8 protein-coding genes are annotated in these 20,496 nt (G+C 74.1%); all 8 read left to right on the top strand.

What is annotated here, in order from left to right; genetic code table 11:
- The first annotated feature begins 50 nt into the window (after positions 1 to 50).
- The 8 genes from I5071_RS35125 (at position 51) to I5071_RS35090 (ending at position 20,493) form a co-directional block, all read left to right on the top strand.
- Complete coding sequence (locus tag I5071_RS35125) at positions 51 to 1,301, top strand: glycosyltransferase (protein ID WP_236517708.1); 1,251 nt, start codon at positions 51 to 53, stop codon at positions 1,299 to 1,301.
- 158 nt (positions 1,302 to 1,459) lie between these two features.
- Positions 1,460 to 3,463: a hypothetical protein gene (locus I5071_RS35120; RefSeq protein WP_236517707.1), complete on the top strand. Its 2,004-nt coding sequence runs from the start codon at positions 1,460 to 1,462 to the stop codon at positions 3,461 to 3,463.
- A gap of 62 nt (positions 3,464 to 3,525) precedes the next feature.
- Positions 3,526 to 4,449 carry a DUF4132 domain-containing protein gene (locus tag I5071_RS35115; RefSeq protein ID WP_236517706.1) on the top strand — a complete coding sequence of 308 codons (924 nt, stop codon included), beginning with the start codon at positions 3,526 to 3,528 and terminating at the stop codon, positions 4,447 to 4,449.
- Positions 4,442 to 9,145: a hypothetical protein gene (locus tag I5071_RS35110; protein ID WP_236517705.1), complete on the top strand. Its 4,704-nt coding sequence runs from the start codon at positions 4,442 to 4,444 to the stop codon at positions 9,143 to 9,145. Before I5071_RS35115 ends, I5071_RS35110 begins: the two co-directional genes overlap by 8 nt.
- Positions 9,142 to 14,103 (top strand): hypothetical protein, encoded by a 4,962-nt coding sequence (locus I5071_RS35105; protein WP_236517704.1) that lies wholly within the window; start codon positions 9,142 to 9,144, stop codon positions 14,101 to 14,103. Before I5071_RS35110 ends, I5071_RS35105 begins: the two co-directional genes overlap by 4 nt.
- Positions 14,103 to 15,278 (top strand): ATP-binding protein, encoded by a 1,176-nt coding sequence (locus I5071_RS35100; RefSeq protein WP_236517703.1) that lies wholly within the window; start codon positions 14,103 to 14,105, stop codon positions 15,276 to 15,278. Before I5071_RS35105 ends, I5071_RS35100 begins: the two co-directional genes overlap by 1 nt.
- Complete coding sequence (locus tag I5071_RS35095) at positions 15,275 to 18,754, top strand: DUF5682 family protein (protein ID WP_236517702.1); 3,480 nt, start codon at positions 15,275 to 15,277, stop codon at positions 18,752 to 18,754. Before I5071_RS35100 ends, I5071_RS35095 begins: the two co-directional genes overlap by 4 nt.
- A complete protein-coding gene (locus tag I5071_RS35090; protein ID WP_236517701.1) occupies positions 18,751 to 20,493 on the top strand; it encodes an SWIM zinc finger family protein in 1,743 nt (580 codons plus the stop codon). The genes I5071_RS35095 and I5071_RS35090 overlap by 4 nt, the downstream gene beginning before the upstream one ends.
- The last annotated feature ends 3 nt before the right edge of the window (positions 20,494 to 20,496 follow it).

Below are 20,496 nucleotides of genomic sequence, written 5' to 3'. Positions count from 1 at the left end.
GCGTGTACCCTCCACGAACGTCACACAACGCGCTCGACCGTGAGAGCGGGATGTCCGATCCCTATCTGCTTCTGACGTTCATTCCGCTCTATCGCGACGCCGCGGGCCGGCTCTACGCCGACCGCCTCTGGCAGCGCGACCTGGTGCGTCATTTCGACTACATCCCGCACGTGCGCCTCGCGTGCCCGGTGCGCGGTATCGAGGACGCGGCGGGGATCGACCTCGCGCGCATCGACGTGCCCGAGGGCACGCACCTCGAGATCGCCGAGCTGCCGTGGACGCCCTCGGTGCGCACGGCGCTGCTCGCGCTGCCGCGCACCGTGCGGGCGCTGCACCGCGGCATCCGCGACGCCGGCCTGGTGCACTCGGGGATCGTGGGCTGGCCCTACCCGATCGGCTGGATCGCGAACTTCATGGCGATCGCCCAGCAGAAGCCGCTGGTGCTGGTGGTGGAGAGCACGCCGTGGCGCATCGCGGGGACCGGCGCCGAGCGCCCGGTGCACGTGCTGCGGGCGCTCACGACCGAGGCGCTGGGGCGCTTCTTCGTGAACCGAGCGGACCTCACGTTCTTCACGCACGAGGGCTATCGGCGCGAGCTCTCGACCAAGCCGCGCGGGCGCGCGTTCATCACGCCCGCGGCGTGGATCGACGAGAAGGACGTGCTCACCCGCGAGGACGCGGCGCGGGTCTGGGAGAAGAAGCGCGGGGAGACGCCGCGCTTCGTGTATCCCTCGCGCCTGCTGCGCGAGAAGGGCACCGACGTGCTGCTCGACGCGCTGGTGAAGCTCGAGGCGCAGGGCAAGACGGTGCACGTCGACGTGATCGGCGTCGGGGATCGCCGGAGCGCGTTCGAGCAAGCTGCGCAGCGACTGCGGGTCGTGAAGCTGCGCTTCCTCGAGCCGGTGTCGTACGGCGAGCCGTTCTTCCGGTTCCTCGACGCGTACCACGCGGTGCTCGTGCCGCAGCTGGGCGACGAGCAGCCGCGCATCTTGTTCGACGCGTACGCGCGCGCGCTGCCGGTGCTCGCATCGGACACGCCGGGCGTGGCGGCGTTCGTCGACGAAGACGTGACCGGGCGCTTGCACGCACGCGGCGATGCGAACGAGCTCGCGGCGCTGCTCGAGTGGGCGCACGGCAACGTGGGCGAGCTCGAGCGGATGGGCACGATCGCGCGCGAGCGCGCGCTGACGTTCACCCATCGCGCGATGCACGAGGCCCGAGCGCGCGTGCTGCGCGAGCACTACGCGAGCACGGTGAGCCCGAACGAGACGGCAGACCCCGAGGTCGCCGAGGTCGCGTGAAGCGCGCAGCAGGCGCGCTCTTGGTGTGGCTCGGCGCGTGTGGTGCGCCGCCGGTGAGCCCGGTCGTGCAGCCGGAGCCAGCGCCAGAGCCCTCGGAGTCAGCGCCAGAGCCCTCGGAGCCAGCGCCGGAAGCATCGGATTGGACGGTCTTCGGTCCCGTGGCGTGCACGCCCGAGGTGCCCGATGTGCCGCCGCGGGAGGCGCCGTGGACGCCGCCGCCGGGGCTCGATGCCGAGCGCGCGGCGGTGATCTCGGAGGCGATCGTCGGGACGAGCCTCGACCCTTGGGCGCTCGAGCTGCGCGAAGTGGAGGTCTGGGACAACGACGTGTGGCACGTCGAAGGCTCGCCGCGCCGCACCGCGGGCTGGGTGCGACGTGACCCGAGCGGTGGCGCGCCGTTCGTGCTCGTGCACGGGCTCTGGTGGCTCGCGTACGCGGTCGGACCGCGCGTGGACCTCGCGGCGGCGTGCGAAGCGCTGCTGGAGATGCAGGCGATCCCGGTCGCCGACCGCGACTGGGATCTCGAGCGTGCACTGAACGAGCGATGCGCCCCCGCGCTCGCGGTGGTCGCGTTGAGCGAGACGCACCCCGAGCTCGCGGTGCGCGTCGCGAGGCAGTGGCTCGAGGGCGGCGCTGCGTACTCGGCGTCGGCCGCGTTGCACTTCGAGCGCGCCATCACGGCCCACATGCGCGGCGATCACTGTCTCGCGCTCGCCGACGCACGGGTCGTCGCGGCGGAGTGGCGCGAGATCCAGCGGACCCTGACGGGTGAGCAGCTGGGATACTGGGAGTACCTCGAAGAGATCGAGCCGTTGCTCGCCGACCTCGAGCGCCGCGCCCGGCAGTCGCGCCCCGTGATGCCCGAGGTCCCCGCAGAAGGCCCGGTTCCGGCCGAGCTGGTGCCCGCGCTGATCGCGGCGCTCGAGGACGTCGCGCAGCGCCAGTACGGACAGCCGGGCGGGGTCTCGCTGTCACGCCATCCGATCGTCGACGCGCTGATCCGAGTCGGCGAGCCGGCGATCCCGGCGCTGCTCGACACGCTCGAGCATGACGACCGTCTCACTCGCTCGGTGCACTTCTGGCGCGACTTCGTGCCGGCTCGGACGGTGCTCGCCGTGCACGAAGCGGCGTACACCGCGCTCGCCAACATCCTCGAGTCGTCGGGGTTCGAGGTGGTCGCGACCGGCGACGATCTCACGTCACGCGGGCCCTCGGGGCGCGCCCGGGTCGCGGCGGCGATGCGGCGCCTCTGGGAGCTGACGCGCGGACTGCCTCCAGAACGACGAAGGGCGCGGATCCTCGCCGACGACGGTGCCGGGTCGCTCGCGTGGGCCGAGGCCGCGGAGTGGATCGTGTCTCGCGAGCGGAGCGCGCGACTCGAGAGCAGCCTGGCGCTGCCGTGGATCCCGCGGAGCGTCTCGCCGGATGCACCGATGCGCGGCGAGCCGCTACGGGCCGACATCGATCCGACGATCACCGAGCAGATGGTCCGTCGTGCTTCCGACGCGCTGGCCGACGACCGCGAGCGCCACGCCTGCGAGCTCGTCGGCGCCGCGCTGCAGTGGGATTTCGATGCCGCGACGCGCGCCCTGCGGCCGTTCGGTCGCGCGTGCATCCGTGCGGAGTGGTGCGGATGCGCGCCGACGATCGTCGCCGCGCTCGACGATCGCGCGCTGCTACGCGAATACGCGCGATGGCCGGGGCTGGCCGACCTCGACGGCGCATACGAGCTCTGGCCGATCCTCGCGCATCCCAACGCGCCGGAGACGCGGCAGCTCGCGGCGCGGCTCTTCGCGGAACGCGGTGCATTGGCTCGGCGTCCCCGCGCACCCGACCGCCTCGTCACCCGCACTACGCTGGCGATCCCGGAGCTGCGCGCGTTCCTGCGGCGTGCGCTGGACGACGACGCCGAGGTCGGCCAGGTCGACCGGTGGGAGGATGGGCTCGGGATCACGTTCGACGGCGGCTGGTTCGCGGTGGACGACCCGACACCGCTCGAGGGACCGCAGCCGATCCGCCGTCGGGACATCTACGCCCTCGATCTCTCGACCCTGACCGGCGTGGGCTTCTCGATGGCGTGGCCGATCGAACGGCGCGACGCGGCGATCGCGAGGATGCTCGAGGCCCTCGCGGACGAAACGCGGTGGCGGCTCGAGCAGTGAGCCCGAGGTCGGGCACCAACCCGAGCGGATCGGCGTAGCATCGGCAGCCCCGGGGAGAGCCGATGGCCAAGCCGAAGAAATCAGCGAAGACCAAGAGCGAGAGCGTCGTTGGGCACGAGGCGGACGGAGGCTGGATCGACACCGGCACCGGGTACGCGCTCGCGCTCCAGGGGGGCAAGATCGTCGCGCGCAACGCCGCCGGGAAGACGCTCGCGTCGGTCCCGAAGCCGGTGAAGGACACCGACGCGCACGAGATGCTCGAGCAGCTCGTCGAGCACCTCGACGCGCACGAGCGCAGCTGCCGCGAGACGGTCGAGACCTGGATGCTGCGCTCGCTGCCCACCCCGCGCACCGTGATCGAGGCGGTGTGGATCGATCCCGCGTGGCGCGCGCCGCTCGAGAACGCGGTGGTGCGCGCGACCGACGGCGACGACGAGAAGCTCGGCTTCCTGCGCGCCGCCGAGGCCGAGCGCGGCGTCGGCATCGTCACCCTCGACGGCGAGACCGAGTGGATCCGCGCGACCACCATCGCGATCCCGCATCCGATCCTGCTCGAGGAGCTCGACGATCTGCGCGCCCTCGCGACCGAGCTCTCGCTGACGCAGGGCGTCCAGCAGCTCTTCCGCGAGACGTTCGCGCGCACCGCGGCGAAGAACGAGAGCGCGACCTCGGTGCGCGACTTCGAGAACGCGAAGTTCGCGCAGCTCAACCACGCGCTCGGCAAGGCCAAGACGCTCGGCTACCGCGTGCGCGGCGGGTTCGCGACGTGCCCGGTGTGGGAAGCCGGCGCGCTCGTCGAGGCGCGCTTCTGGCTCGGCGCCGACGCGCCCGAGGCCGAGGCGTACACGGGCGAGCTCGTCTTCGTCGACGACAAGGAGCGCTCGCTCGCGCTCGGCGCGGTCGGGCCGGTCGCGTTCTCCGAGGGCATGCGCATGGCGAGCGCGATCCACGCCGCGCGCGTCGTCGAGGAGAAGAAGGATGAGTGAGCGACACGCGCAGCTCGGCGGCGTGCTCCCTGCGCCCATCCGCGGCGCGGCCGAGCCGATCGAGGCGCGTCGCTTCTCGCATCCCGCGCTCGGCGCCCGCGTGATCGTGCGCCTCTCGCAAGCGGGGCTTCGCGAGGCGGACGAGCTCGCGATGAGCGTGCTCGGGTGCGCGCCCGCGGGCGATCCAGTCGTGGTCGGCGCGTCGGTGCGGCGCGCGGTCGGGTTCCCCGCGGCGGCGATCCTGCGCGATCCCGACAACGCGCGGCACGCGCTCGACGTGATGCGCGACCTCGAGCGCGCGACCCGTCGCGCGAAGTCGAAGCCCGGCCACGCGAAGGACGCGATCGACGCGATCGCGAAGCAGCTCGCGCGCTCGGTGCCGCACTTCCTGCCCTCGTTCTACGAAGAAGCGGCGCGACGGTTCGTGGCCGCGGGCGCGAAGACCCAGGCCGCGACGTTCTTCGGCAAGGCGCGCGAGGCCGAGCGCGTGTACGCGCTCGAAGTCGATCCCGAGGCGCGGCGCGATGCGTTCCTCGAGCTCGCGCTGAGCGGCGCGCTGACCTCGGCGGCGCTGAGCGACTACGCGAAGGATCTCGAGGGCGCCGACGACACGGAGAGCGCCCATCGCGAGCTCCGCGCGCTCGCGGTGCGCGCGACCGTCGGCGGCATGCCTCCCTGGGGCACGATGCTGCGCGATCTGCGCCGCCTCGCGAAGCGCGCCGGGCACGACGCGCACGAGGCCGAAGCGAGCGTGCTGCTCGAGGTGCTCGAGTCGCCCGCGCTCGCCCACGCGTCGATGGCGTTCTGGGAGGACGCGCGCAGCACGCTGGTGCGCGTCGCGCGCGGCGATGCGGCGGTGCGGGCGCGGCTGCGCGGGCTCTTCCCGAGCGCTCACAAGAACGGCTCGGCCGCGTGGTGGATCACGCTGCTCGACGACGCGGGCGCGATCGACGATCTCGCGACGCTCGAGGAGCCGATCGCGCCCTGGGTGTCGCGCATCGCGGCGCACCTCCAGCGCGGCTGGCGCGGCATCGACGCGCCCGACGCGCTCTTCGCGCTGCTGCGCCGGTTCGCGGAGCGGCTGCGTCGGGATGCGGTCCCGCTCACGCTCGCGAAGGGCCATTGGATCGATCCCGATCTCGTCGATCTCGCGATCGAGCTCGAGCTGCCGCTCGTGGAGCCGCACGCGAACCAGCGGGTGCCGCTGCACGCGTGGAGCGACGCGTTCGGCCGCGCGACGACTCGCGAGACCAAGGAGCGCCCGCGCGCGCTGAGCGCGCTGACGAACGATCCGCGCTTCGCGCCCAAGGTCGCCCTCGCGGTCGAGGAGACGATGGGCCGCGAGACGTTCGAGGATCTCGCCGATCAGCGTCCCGCGCTGGGCGCGGTGCGCGATCGCATCGTGCGCGAGCGCGTGCAGACGCTGCGCGAAGGTGGGCTGCCCGCGCTCGAGAGCGTGAAGGTGTGGCTCGAGGGCAAGACGCGCGCGGAGACGTTCCGCGCGCTCCCCGCCGAGCTCGACGCGCTGCGCACCCTCGACGTCGCGGAGCTGCTCGGCGTCACGTTGCGCGGCGGGATCGTCGACGAGCTCGGATGGATCGCGCTCGACGAGGCGATCGCGCAGCTGGCGCGCGACGACGGCGCGATGCCGACCCTCGCCGGCGCGTTCCCGCATCCGATCGTCGTCGGCGCGCGCCGCACGATCGTGCTCGGCGCGACGGGGCGCATCGCGGAGATCGAGATCGAGCCGCCGGGCAAGGTCGAGGCGGCGTACTGGAGCGGCGGGCAGGTGCTCTATCTGTGCGCCGATCGCAAGGTCTCGTGGAAGCGCTCGTACCTGTGGTCGGGCGCGCGCACGGTGCACGAGCTCGCGTACTGGTACCGCGGGCCGGACTTCGTGATCGAGCTCGAGGACGGGCTCACCACGCTCGGCGGTCGCGCGCTCGCGCCGGGGGACGCGCCGCGCGTCGACATGCGCGCGCTCTGCTCGGATGGACGGACGGTGTGGTCGCTCCAGCATCGCGGCGCTGCGGGCTCGCAGTGGGTCGAGCAGAGCCCGCGCACCGGAGAGCTCGGTCGACGCTCGTTGCCCTCGTTCTTCGAGTCGTTCTCCGACGGCGACGCGCGGATCGACGAGGTGCGATCAGCGCTGGTGCCGGCGCGCGGGCTCACGACCTCGCCGCTCGGAGTGCGCGACGGGCTCGTCGGCATGCGGGTGCGATCGCGCGGCGAGATCGTCGAGAGCGAGCGCATCGACGGCGTGCGATGGGTGGGCCCGCACGCGGCGCGCGCGATCGTGACGTGGCCGGGCGACGACGCGCCGCGGGTGATCGTCGATGCCGCGACCCACGCGCACCACCACGGCGACCCGATGTACGTGCTGCTCGACGCGAAGGGACGCGAGGCATCGCTGCTCGGCGCGAATTCGACGCACGCGGTCTCGTACCAGCGCGGCACGGAGCGCCCGATGCCGCCGTGGTGGCTGCACTTCGCGGCGACGCGTGACGAGCGCGGCTCGCGCGCGCTGCGCGCGATGACCACCGAGCGCGCCGCGGCGCTGCTCGCAGCGGCGGGCGACGTCGACGATCTCGAGCAGGCGCGTGTCGCGGTCGCGAGCGCGCTGCCCGAGGTGACGAGCCCGGTGCTGCAGCGGGCGATCGCCGGGGTGGTCCGCCGCGCGCGCTGGCTCGCGAAGGGGCTCGCCGAGAAGGTCGCGCTGCGCGATCCCGCGCGCGCGACGCGCACGGTCGTGGGCACGATCGCGATCGGAGAGCTGCGGCCGCTGCTCGCGCTCGTCGGTCAGGGCGCGGGGTGGTCGCACGACCAGGCGATCACCGCCGAGATCGACGCGGTGGGCCGGGTGGCGCGGGCCCACCTCGCGGGCGAGCGAGTGCCCGACGAGGTCGGCAAGGGTGGCGATCTCGCGTGGGAGTGCGCGCTCGAGGCGCCCGACGCGGTGGTGCTCCAGACCGCGTTCCCCGCGTGGAGCGACACGAGCCGGCGCACCGCGCACACGTTCGCCGAGGCGCTCGCCGCCGCGGGCCTGCTCTCGCTGCCGAACGCGCGGGTGCTGCGGGGCACGCTCGAGGTCTCGAAGCTGCCGAAGCCGGTGACGCTCGCGTGCGCGACGTTCTCGAGCGGCGAGAGCCTCTATCTGGTGCGCAAGGTCTGGCAGAGCGCGGTCGTGCTCGAGGTCTCGCGCAGCGGCACGTTCGTCGCGCCGGCGTGGCTGAACGTCGAGCGCGAGGCCCGGGTATGGAGCGGCACGGCCGAGACGGTGCCCGCGCTCGCGCGCACGATCGAGCAGCGCGGCGCGCTCGCGTTCGGGCGCGAGCACGCCGCGATCGTGATGGAGCGCGCGGGCTCGACCAGCACCGAGGCCGCGGTGTGGCTCGGCGGTCTGCCCGCTGCGACGCCGCCCAACGAATTCTTCTCGAAGGAGCTGCGCGAGCGCTTCGGCGTGAAGGCGAAGGAGACCGAGAAGATCGCGGTGGCGCTCGGCGCGCGCGAGCGTCCTGCGTTCCGCGCGATGCTCTCCCAGCTCGCGAGCGAGCCGCTCGGCGACGATCTCGTCGCGCTCGCCACCCGCATCGGCGAGCTGCTGCGGGCGCGGGTCGGGGAGACGGTGCAGGTCGACGAAGCGCTCGCCGACGAGCTCGCGAAGGACCTGAACAAGCTCGTCCCCGAGCCTCCGTCCACGACGATGCGCTGGATGCTCGAGGGCGAGAAGGGATCGCGCCTCTCGAGACAACCGAAGCTCGCGATCCACCCCCGCCCCCAGGATGCGTCGTTCGACGTCGCGACGGTGCGCCTCGTCGCGCTCTATCTCGCGCACCTTGCGGTCGAGCTGCCCGCGGGGCACCCGTTCCTCGCGACGCTCGCGTCGGTGTATCGCATCGCGCGCGAGCGCCTCGACGATCCCGAGCTCCTCCTTCCGCTCGGCATGCACCACGTGCCGTGGGAGCAGGGAAAGAGCCCGATCGAAGCGACCAACGAGGCGCTCGCGAAGCTCGGTGGCATCGCGTTCGAGCGCGACGGTGCGCGCGGCCGCGATCTCGGCGCGTACGTCGCCGCTGCGCCGAGCGCGGGCTGGATGCTGCAGTACTTCTTCCGCCCCGCGCGCATGAGCGAGGATCCCAAGGCCCTCGCCGCGCTCGCCGGTCCGGTGAGCGCGCTCGACTGGGCGGGCTTCCTCCGCAGCGATCCGTGCGCCGCGATCGTGGCGCGGATCGGCGATCCCACGCGCACCGCGGGCAGCTACGACGCGTGTCCGGCGCTCGACGTGGTCGACGACGTCGCGGCGACGCACGGGCTCTCGCGCGACGCCGCGATCCTCTACGCCCAGACGCTCGCCCTTCCCGCGCCGAGCGACGCGAAGGTGCGGCGCTGGAACGGATGGAGCGCGAAGACGCTCGAGTCCGCGCGCGACGAGCTCGCGGGCAAGGAGCTCGTCGAGATCGCCAAGCGCGAGCGCACCGGGCGCAGTCACTTCCTGCCGGGACCGTGGGAAGCGCTGCGCGCGCCCGCGAAGCCGCTCGAGTCGTTCAAGCTGCCGTTCCTCGCGCGCAAGGGCGCGAATGGATGGACGTTCCCGCTCGGGGTGCAGGTGCCGCTCGAGCCGATGCCGGCGCACTTCCGCACGGTGTGGGCGCGCGCGAAGGTCGAGCCGCCTCGCCTCGAGGAGATCGCGCGATGAGCGAGACGCTGCTGCGGATGGGCGGATGGATCGCGGCGGACGCGGGTGAGGTCGGCGAGCGCGTCGATGCCCGCGCCTACGCGCACCCGCTGCTGCCGGGGCGCGTGGTGGTGCGGGTCGAGCCGCGCTCGCTCGGGGCCGCCGCCGACGCCGAGATGACGCTGCACGGGTTCGCGGCGCCCGAGGTCACGACGGACGTCGCGCGCGGCGCCACGCGCAGCGTGGGGCTGGTGGGCTGGGCGATCACCAACGATCCGCGGAACGCGCGGGTCGCGATCGATCTGCGTCGCGAGCTCGAGCAGGCGATGCGTCGCGCCGCGAGCAAGCCGGGGCACGCGAAGGACGCGATCGACGCGATCACGAAGCGCCTCGAGCGCGCGCTGCCGCGCTTCGTCCCGCCCTTCTGCGACGACGCGTCGCGGGCGTTCGCCGAGCTCGGGAACACGACCTACGCGGCCCAGCTCTTCGGGCGCGCGCGCGAGGCCGAGCGTGCCCACGCGACCAAGCTCGACGCCGAGCTGCGCAACGCGCGTTACCTCGAGGCCGCGCTCGCCGGCGCGCTGACCACCAAGGAGCTCGGGCAGTACGTGAAGGAGCTCGCGGCGGAGAAGGACGCGGTGCGCAGCTACGAGCTGCTGCGCGAGCTCGCGATCCGCCGCACCCTCGGCGGCGTGCCGCCGTGGTCGGGCATGCCCGGCGATCTGCGGAAGATGGCAGCGGCCGCAGGGCTCGACGTCGCGCGCGAGGACGAGCGCGTGATCGAGGAGCTGCTCGCCGCGCCGTCGATGGCACGCGCCCCGATCGAGGTGTGGAGCGGGTACGCGGAGGCGCTCGGTCGGCTCGGCGCGCGCAAGCCCGAGGCGCGCATCGCGCTGCTCGCGATCGTGCCGGTGCATCCGCGTCGATATGGCGATGACAAGGGCTCGGCGCGCGCCGGAGCGTGGCTGCGCGTGCTCGAGCAGGCGGGCGCGATCGCGCTGGTGACGTGCCCTCCCGCGGAAGCACCGGGTGTCGCCGCGGGCGCGTGGCTCTCGCGCCTGCTCGACAGCTACCGCGATGCCGACGTCGCCGCACCCGACGCGATGCTCGAGCTGGTGCGCACGATGCGCGATCGCCTGGTCGCCGAAGGCGCTCCGCTGCGCGTGCTCGTCGGGCGCCATCCGCAGCTCGACGTCGACCTCGCGGAGCTCGCGCTCTCGCTCGGCATCCCGCTCGCCGCGCCCGCGCTCGACGAGCCCGCGCTCGACGACGACGAAGGCGACGACGACTGGGGCCCGGGCGCCGAGCCCGTCGATCTGCGCGCCTGGAGCACGTTCGCGCTCGATCCCGCGCGCAGCGCGTACCGCGGCGTCGATCCGATCCACCTCGCGCGCGATCCCCGGTACGGGCCGCTGCTCGAGAGCGCGTTCGCGGCGTTCGCGAAGACCGCCGACTTCGCGCGGGCGAGCGCGGGGAAGCAGGCGTTCGCCGAGCTGCGCCGGCGCTGGGTCGCCGGGCGGATCGACGCGTTGGGCGAAGGCACGCTGGCCACGTTCGAGCGCGGCCTCGGCACGCTCGAGCGCGGCACCACCCGCCGCACGTTCCAGGACGCGCCCGAGCTCTTCGCGTCGCTGCGCGCGATCGATCCCGCGCGCGCGCTCGCGACGACGCTGCGCGCCGGGCTGCTCGAGGAGCTCGCGTGGCCGGCGCTCGAGGAGGCGCTGCGCGAGCTCGACCCGAGCGGGACGCGCGCCCTCGCGGTCCATCCATGTTGGCCCTGCGTGCTCGTGAGCGACGGCGTGCGCGCGATCACGGTGGGCCCGACGCGCATCGAGCGGCGCGACGAGCTGAAGCTCGCGAAGAGGGAGATGATCCTCCGCGCGCGCTGGGTCGAGGGCGAGGTGCTCGTCGTGGTCGGCTCCGGCAAGACGCGCGCGCACTGGCTCGGTGCGCCCAAACGCGCGGTGGCGACCGACGCGGGCTGGCACGATGGCGCCGGCTACGTCGCGCACCTTCCGGGGCTCGGCGCGAGCGATGGTGGCATCGCGCTGCGCGCGGGCGCCGAGCGCGAGCCCGAGCGCGGCCATCGCGCGGTGTTCGACGGCACGACCCTCTGGACCGACACGCGACGCGACGGCGCGCTGCGGCTGATCGAGGTCGATCCCCGCACCGGTGAGCACGGGCGCGTGAGCGCGCCGCGCTTCTTCGAGGAGGCGCGCGACGGCGCGTTCGACGTGTACGGCTCGTGGCTGACGCCCGCGCCGGCCGGGCTCGGCGCATCGCCGCTCGGCCTGCGCGACGGAATGCTCGGCACCCGGGTGACGCTGCGGGGACGCACCGGACGCGTCATCGAGCGCATCGACGGCGTGCGCATCGAGGTCACGCACGGCCTGCGCGGCCGGCGGACCGCGCTCGTCGATCTCCCGGCGCGCACGCATCACCTGGTCGTCACCGAGGACTACGCGGACCTCACGACCTGGACGATCGAGGGCTCCGGCGCGCGTCTGGTGCAGGAGATCCAGGAGCGCGAGGACGGCGGCAGCGCCACGTCGGTCGTCCCCAGCGGGATCTTCCTGCACTTCACGCAGCCGCGTGATCTCGAGGGCTCGCAGGCGCTGGCGCGCATCGACGAGGCGCGCGCCGCGGCGGTGCTCGAGCACGCGCGCGGCGCGACCGGCGCGTCATCGGAGCTCGAGAACGCGCTCGCCGCGGTGCGCGCGGTGCTGCCCGAGATCACCGCGCCCGCGCTCCTCGATGCGGTCGCGGGCATCGTCGCGCGCACCCTGGCGCAGGCCGACGCGCTCGATGCGCTGATCGAGGCGCGCGATCCCGAGGGCGAGGGAGATCGCGAAGGCGCGCTGCACGACGACGACGTGATCGAGCCCCTCGCGCGCTGGCTCGACCGGCACTGGGGCGACGGCGCGTTCGAGCCGTTCCTGCGGCGCCTCGCGCGCGTGCTCGACGCGTTCGATCGCGGGCAGCCGGTGCCGCGATGGGGGCGCACCGTTCCCTCGAACGTCCACTGGTCGCGGCTGATCGGCGCGCGCGGCGCGCTCGCGATGATCGCGACCTCGCCGCTGATCGCGGCCGCCGAGCGCACGGTGCTCACCGACGTGATCGCGCTGCTCGAGGCGCTCCCGCTCGAGCGCTGGGCGCATCGGATGCGCACGTTCGAGGCGCGTCCCAGCGACGCCGCGAAGGCGAGCCTCGCGCTCGACGACGTCGGCGACGCCCACCGCATCGGCATCACCACCGCGGGCGCGAGCGTGTTCGTCATGCGCGGGACCCCGTGGGCGCCGACGTGGCACGTGGTCGAGCTCGCGCGCGAGGGCGCGCCGTTCACCGCGCTGCCGGGATGCACGATGCAGCACGAGCGCGTGCTCGCCGCGCCGCCGATCGTGCCGATCGCCGCGCTGGTGCGGGCGCGCGGGCTGCGGACCCTCGATGCGGCGGGGATCGACGCGCTCGCCGAGGCGTGCAGCATCTCGCGCGCCGAGGCGCTGCTGGTGCTCGGGGGGCTGCTCACGTCGCTGCCGCGCACGCGCGAGGAGAAGCGCGCGATCGCGCCGGTGCGCGACGCGCTCGGCCTCAAGGCGGCGGCGATCGACGCGGCGATCGAGGAGCTCGACGCGCTCCCGTTCGCGAAGCGCAGCGCGCTGATGCTCGCGGCGCTGCCCGCCGATCCCGCGGCGCCGTGGGACGACCCACGCGCGCACGTGCAGCACCTCGCAGCGCGATGGGCCGAGGTGGTCGGCCGGCGCGTCACCGTCGCGCCCGAGCTCTCGACCCGCGCCGGAAAGGCCCTCTCGCTCGCGGCTGCGTCGCGCACGCTCGCGGCGCTGCTCGCGCCCGACGACGTGCCCGTGCTCGCCGTCGCGCCGCGCTGCGCGATCGACGTGGAGGGCGTCGTCGTCGCGCTCGATGCGAACGGTGCGCCGATCGACGATGGGCGCGCCGAGGTCTTCGACGAGACGATGGTCACCGACCTCGCGCGCCTGGTCGCGTGGGCGTTCGTCGAGCTCCCGGTGGGCGATCCGCTGCGCGCCGGGATCCCGCGGCTGATCGCGAAGGTGCGCGAGCGCCTCGCGAGCCGCGATCTGCTCTTCATGGCCGGGCGCCTTCCCTTCTCGAGCCCGAGCCGCGACGAGGCGGTGATCGCGGCGCAGGCCCAGGCCCACGTCGATGCGCTCGGGGGCACGCCCTTCGATCCCATCGCGTCGACCCTCGATGCCGACGACGACGAGCCGCTGCCGACGCTGCGCGGCCGCGACACCGGGCTCGTGCTCGCGCTGCCGACCCACTGGGACGGGATCGTGCTCGCGTTCCGGCCGAGCGAGGTCGCGCGCGGAGTGAGCGAGGGCGACGCCGCGCTGCTCGCGGGCACGCGGATGCTCCCGCTCGTGCGGTGGTGGCTCTCGGACGGGCTCTCCGAGCTCGCGGCGCGCGTCGCGTCGACGCCGGTCCCCACGGGTCGCTCCGAGGCCGATCCGCGGCTCTCGGATTCCGCGCTGGTCGCGAAGGTCGCGAGCGCGCTCGGGGTCTCGAGCGATGCCGCGACCTACTACCTGCAGCTGCTCGCGCTCGCCGAGCCCACCGACGATCGTGTGCTCGCGTGGAACGGCTGGAAGCGCGCGACGCTGCGCGCCGCCGGCGAGGAGCTCGAGCGCGCCGAGCTCGTCGTGCGCGGCAAACGAGCGCGCGCGGGACGCGAGCTCTTCCTGCCCGGCCCGTGGGAAGAGCGCTCGGCGCCCGAGCTCCCGCTCGAGCGGTGGAAGCTCCCGCTCTACGGCGGGGAGACCGCGGACGCGCGCACCTGGTTCCCGCTCGGACGCGTGCTCGCGCTGCGTCCGTTGCACGCGCTCTTCGACGAGGCGTGGGCCCGTCTCGAGCGCGGCGATCGCCCGCAGCTCGAGGACGCGCGCAGCGTCGTCGGCAAGCGCGCGAAGAAGACGGCTCCGAAGAAGAAGGCGAGGTCGTGATGACGGCGGTCGAACGAGACGACGACGCGACGCACGAGGTCCAGGCTCCTCCGCCCGAGCGCGTGTACGCCGAGGAGCTCGCGTTCCTGGCGCGTCTCGATCGCGGTCCGCGACCGCCGGGATGGGCGCTCACGCCGCGCGCGGTGGTGCTCTTCGTGTGCGGCTCGCGCGGCGGGGCGCTCGAGCTCCCGAAGGACGTCGATGCGCCCTCCGAGGTGCCGCGCTCGCTGGTGATCGCCGAGAAGCTGGTCGGCGATCGCGCGCTGGTGGAGCGCAGCGTCGTCACGCTCGCGGGAGAGCGCGGCCTCTTGCTCGTCGGCGAGCCCGGCACCGCGAAGTCGATGCTCTCCGAGCTGCTCGCCGCCGCGATCTCGGGCAGCAGCGGGATGGTGGTGCAGGGCACCGCGGGCACCACCGAAGAGCACCTTCGTTACGGCTGGAACTACGCGTTATTGCTGGCGAAAGGGCCGCATCGCGAGGCGCTCGTGCCTTCGCCTGTTCTCGCCGCGATGCGCGCCGGCGCGCTGGTGCGCATCGAGGAGGTCACGCGCTGCCTGCCCGAGGTGCAGGACGCGCTGGTGTCGATCCTCTCCGATCGACGGCTCTCGGTGCCCGAGCTCGGTCGGCTCGAGCACGCGCGACCGGGCTTCAACGTGATCGCCACCGCGAACCTGCGCGATCGCGGCGTCTCCGAGATGAGCGCCGCGCTCAAGCGACGCTTCAACTTCGAGCAGGTGCCGCCGATCGCGGTGCTCGAGCACGAGATCGCGCTGGTGAAGCGGCGCGCGGTGGCGACGCTGGCGCGGGTGGGCGAGCCGCTGCGGGTCGACGACGCGGTGCTCGAGGCGCTGGTCACCGCGTTCCGCGATCTGCGCGCGGGGCGCACCGTCGAGGGCTGGTCGGTCGATCGCCCCAGCACCGTGATGAGCACCGCGGAGGCGGTCGGCGTCGCGTCGGCGCTCGGTCTGTCGGCGGCCTATCTCGACGCGGATCGCGACCCCGCGTCGCTGCTGCCGAGCCACTTGCTCGGCGTGGTGCTCAAGGACGAGCCGCGCGATCGCGGCAAGCTCCTCGCCTACTGGGACTCCGCGGTGAAGCGTCGCGCCGAGAGCGGCAGCGCGCGGCTCTGGAAGCAGCTCTACGAGCTGCGCGCGCTCCTGGAAGAGCCGGCGTGAGCGACGACGCAGAGCACGCGATCGCGCGGCTCGCGGGCGCGGTGGAGCCGTTCCTGATCGGGGTGCGGCACCACTCGCCGGCGTGTGCGCTCGCGATGCCGCGCTGGCTCGACGCGTTCGCGCCGACCCACGTCGCGCTCGAGCTGGCGGCGGATCTGCAGCCGTGGATCGAGTGGCTCGGACATCCCGAGCTCGTGCCGCCGGTCGCGCTGGCGTCGGTGTCGCACGAGGGCTCGGACCTCGTGTTCCATCCGTTCGCCGAGTTCTCGCCGGAGCTCGCGGCGATCCGCTGGGCGCGCGCGAAGGGTGTGCCGGTGAGCGCGTTCGATCAGCCGCTCGGTGAGCGCGACGAGCGCATCGAGATGCGCGCGGATTCGGCACCGACGATCGCCGATCGCCTGGTCGCGCAGCACGGCGTGAGTGACACGTCGGAGCTCTGGGATCGCATGGTGGAAGCGCCGGCGGTGGGCGCCGATCCCGAGGCGATCCGGCGCGCGGCGTTGCTCTTCGGGTGGGCGCTGCGGCGCGATGCCGAGCAGACCGGCGTGCCCTCGCGCGATCTCGCGCGCGAGCGGTTCATGAGGGCGCGGCTGGCAGCGCTGCGGGCGTCGGGGGCGCGGATCGCGGCGGTGGTCGGCTCGTTCCACGCGGCGGCGCTGCTCGACGACGCGGTGCTGCCCGACGAGAACGTGCCGATCGACGTGCCGGAGCCCGACGCGACCCGGGTGTCGTCGCTCGTGCCCTACACCTTCGAGCTCTTCGACAGTCGCTCCGGATATCCGGCGGGCGTGCTCGATCCCGCGTGGCACCAGCGGGTGCTCGAGTGCGGCTCCGACCCCGCGAAGATCGCGGCGACGCTGCGGCGCACCGTGGTCGAGGTGTGCCGCGCGATGCGCGAGAAGAAGCACGTCGCGGGGGTGCCCGACGCGAACGAAGCGGTGCGCGTCGCGCTCGATCTCGCGCAGCTGCGCGGGCTGCACGCGCCGTCGCGCCGCGAGCTGCTCGAAGGGCTCGAGTCGGCGCTCGCCCAGGGTGAGCCGCTGGGGCGCGGTCGTGCGCTCGCCGCCGCGCTGGGCCGGGTGATGGTGGGGCACGAGCGCGGTCGTCTGCCTCCGGGAGCGCCGCGCTCCGGGCTCGTGCCGCACGTGCTCGGGCTGCTCGAAGAGCTGCGCCTGCCGAGCCCGAGCGAGCGCCTCGCGCGCTACGAGCGCGCGCCGCGGCTGCGCCTCGACGTGCTGGGATCGACGCTCGATCGCCGGCGCAAGATCACGCTCGAGCGCCTGGCGCTGGTGGGCGCGCCCTACGCACGTCGCATCGCGAGCGAGGGTCCGTTCGAGACGCTCACCGAGGTCTGGGAGATCACGCTCTCGCCCGCGACCGAGGCGATGCTCGAGCTCGCGGCGGTGCGCGGCGTGACCCTCGCGCAAGCCGCGGAAGGCACGCTGCGCATCGAGGAAGCGCGGCTCGAGCAGCAGGACGCGCGCTCGGTGCGGGCGCGGCTCGCGCTGCTGGAGCGCGCCGCGGAGGCCGGCCTCGTGCGCTACGTGGAGCGGAGCCTTCCGGACGTGCAGCACGCGCTGCGCACCGAGGGCGCGCTGCGCGATCTCGTCGCGGGGGCGTCGCTCTTCGCGCGGGCGCGCGCCGGGCACGTGCCGGGGCTGCCGATCGACGTCGATGTCGCCGCCGACGTGCCGCGCTTCACCTGGCCCGCAGACGTCGATCCCGACGCGCTCGAGCTCGCGCTCGCGGGGGCGCTCGAGGGGCTCGCGGGCTCCGACGACGAGGCCGATGCGCACGCGCTGGTGGACTCGCTCGCGCTGATCCGATCGTCGCGCGACGGCGTGCGCGCTCGCGCCACCGACGCGCTGAAGCGACTGTTCCGCGAGGGTGCGCCGCTGATCGAAGGCGCGGCGGGGATGACGTTGGTGAGCCTCGACGCGCTGACGCCCGAGGCGATGTCGCGGTCCCTCGGATCGTGGGTCGACGCCGCGGTCGATCGCGACGGGCAGCGCCGTCTGGCGCGCCGGCTGCGCGGTGCGTTGATCGCGGGCGCCAGCGCGCTCGAGGGTGATCCCTCGTTGCTCGGCGAGCTCGCGTCGCGCATCGAGACGATCGGCGATCGCGAGTTCCTCGCGCGGGCCCCCGCGCTGCGCGATGGGTTCGAGGTGCTCTCGCCCGCGGCGCGCAGTCGCTTCCTCGAGAGCCTGATCGAGCGCCACGGGAGCGAGCGAGCCGACTTCGAGCTGACGATCGATCCCGCGCTCCTCGCGCTCCACGCCGAGGCCGACCTGATCGCGCGCGACGCGCTCGGCGCGCTCGGGCTCGCGATGCCGAGCGCGACGTCGATCGCCATCCCGGAGGCCACCTCGGCGACGCGCGCCACCGGCGCCCTCTCGGCGCGTGATCGCTGGCGCATCGTGCTCGGTCGCGACACCCGCGCGCTCCCTCCCGACGCGATGCGCGCCGCGCGCGCGCTCGACGAGCTCTACGGCCCCGGTCGCGGCGAAGGCTCGCGAGCGGGCGGTGGCGCGGGGCTCGAGCCGAGCTTCCCCACCACCCGCGAGTGGTCCGACGAGCTCGAGGCGCTCTTCGGCGAGAGCGTGCGCGACGAAGTGCTCGCGCGCGCCGGCGCCGAGGGTCGGGTCGGCGCGCTGCTCGAGCTCGATCCCGAGACCGTCACGCCCTCCATCGAGCTCCTCGAGAGTGTTCTCTCGCTGAAGGGCGCGCTCCCCGAGGCCCAGCTCGGTCGGCTGCGTCGCCTGGTCGAGCGCGTCACGCGCGAGCTCGTCGATCAGCTCGCGACCCGGGTGCGCCCCGCGCTGGTCGGCCTCACCACGCCGCGCCCCACCCTGCGCTCGGGCGGTCCGATCGATCTCGATCGCACCATTCGCCGCAACCTCCGCACCGCGCGCTTCGACGACGGCGTCGCGCAGCTCGCGCCCGAGCGGCTCGTGTTCCGCACCCGCTCGCGGCGCTCACTCGACTGGCGGGTGATCCTGGTGGTCGACGTCTCGGGCTCGATGGAGCCCTCGGTGATCTACAGCGCGATGATGGCGTCGATCCTCGGCGCGCTGCCCGCGATCGAGACCTCGTTCGTCGCGTTCAGCACCGAGGTGGTCGACCTCAGCCATCGTGTCGACGATCCCCTCGGGCTCCTGCTCGAGGTGCGGGTGGGCGGCGGCACCGACATCGCGAAGGCGCTGCGCTACGCGCGATCGCTGGCGACGGTGCCCTCGCGCACGTTGATGGTGCTGGTGAGCGATCTCGACGAGGGCGGGCCGGTGCCGAGCCTGGTCGCCGAGGTGCGCGCGCTCGCGGAGTCGGGCGTCACGCTGCTCGGCCTCGCCGCGCTCGACGACGCGGGCAAGCCTCGCTACGAGCGCGCGATCGCGGAGCGACTGGTCGCGGCGGGCATGCCGGTCGCCGCGCTCACGCCGCTCGAGCTCGCGCGCTGGGTGGGAGAGAAGGTGCGATGAGCGCGCGCCCGACGATCGATCCCGCGCTGCTCGCGACGATGCTCGCGGCCGCGCCGGCGCGTGTGCTCAAGAAGGTCGAGGCCGACGCCGCGACGATCACCGCGGCGCCGTGGAGCGAGACCGATGGCGCGCTGGTGATCGCGGTGGGCAACGAGCGCGTCACGCTGCGCCCCGAGTCGATGCGCATCGAGCGCGCCGAGCAGGCCGCGTGCACCTGCTTGCTCGCGCCGCGCTGCGCGCACCTGCTCGGCGTGCTGCGCGCGCTGCCGCTCGCCGACGCCGCGCCGGTCGAGACGACCGGCGAGCCCGCCGTGAGCTCGGAGGAGCGTTCCACGCTCGACGAGGCCCAGCGCGATGCGGCCTCGCGCTCGCTCGCTGCGCTCGCGACCGTCGTCGAGCACGGCGCATCGTCGTTCGGCGCGCTGCGAGAGACCGAGCTGTTGCGCGCGATCCACGCCGCGCGCAGCGCGAGCCTCCCGCGCCTCGCGAGCGGTCTGCTCCGGGTCACCCGCGGGATGCGCGCGCTCGCGGCGCGCGAGCCCGACTTCGCGCTCGAGACGCTGCGCACCGATCTCGAAGAGGCGCTCGCGGTGGCGCACGTGCTCTCGACGAGCGCCGACGTCGCGCGCGGGTGGATCGGCCGTCATCGCCGCGAGCACGAGGAGATCGGCTCGTTGCGGCTCACCGGGCTCTTCAGCGAGCCGGTGATCGCGGGCACCGGGCACGCGGGCGTGGTCACCACGCTGATCGCCGACGACGGCGCGCTCTACACGCTCGCCGACGTGAGGCCCGGCGAGCCGTCGCGCGCGCGCGCCAGCTACGACGCGGGCGTGCGCATCGGCGACGCGACGCTCTCGCACGCCGAGCTCTGCCGCGCCGGGCTCTTCGTGCAGAGCGGCACCGCGTCGGCCGACGGGCGGCTCGGTGCCGGCCAGGACGTGCGCGCGGTGCGACGCGCGCCGAGCGCGTGGACCGAGCCGCCGATCGCGACGCTCTTCGCGACGCCGGCCGCGCAGCAGATCGATCGCGCGTTCGCCGCGCTCGCGATGCCTCCCGAAGAGCGCCGCGCCGGATGGGACCTGCTGTTCACCCGCGCGACCCTCCGCGCGACGTGCGAGGGCGCGCTGATCGTCGAGTGCGAGGACGGCACCGAGCTGAGGGTCGAGATCGCGTCGGATCATCCGACGCTGCTCGATCGCGACGCGCTGCGCGTCCTCGCGCGTCATCCCGGTCTCGCGTGTGGTCTCGCGCTGCGGCTCCGGCTCGGTCGTCGCCTCGGGAGCGCTTTGCTCGCGATCTACGTCGATCCCCGCCCCAGCGAGGGCCCCTCCCTCACGCTCCCCGAGGCGCTGCACGGCCGACTGATACCCTCGTTCGATCCACTCCACGCCGCGTACCTCACGAAGCCGAGCGTCGCGCCCGAGCGCGCACCACGCGCGCCCGCCGACCCGCTCGCGTCGCTGCGTCGTCGCCTCGCGCGCGTCGTGACCGGAGGACGCGCCACGCTCGGGCAAGGTGCACGCGTCGCGATCGAGCGCGAGGCGCGCGAGCTCGAGCGCATCCACCTCACGACCGCGGCGTCCGTACTGCGCGCGCTCGCCGAGAGCGCCCTCGCCCACGATCGCGACGTGCGCGGCGCGCGCGCGACGGTCGACTCCGCGCAGCTCGCGCGCGCGTTCCTCGGCACGAGCGTCGTCGCACGCCGCATCGAGCACCATCTCTCGGCCCGAGCACGCTGAGGC

Origin of the sequence: Sandaracinus amylolyticus (genome assembly GCF_021631985.1) — a bacterium.
Taxonomy (GTDB): Bacteria; Myxococcota_A; Polyangia; order Polyangiales; family Sandaracinaceae; genus Sandaracinus; species Sandaracinus amylolyticus_A.
The sequence above is the reverse complement of the archived record's forward strand: the minus strand, read 5'-3'. Positions and strand labels throughout refer to the sequence as shown.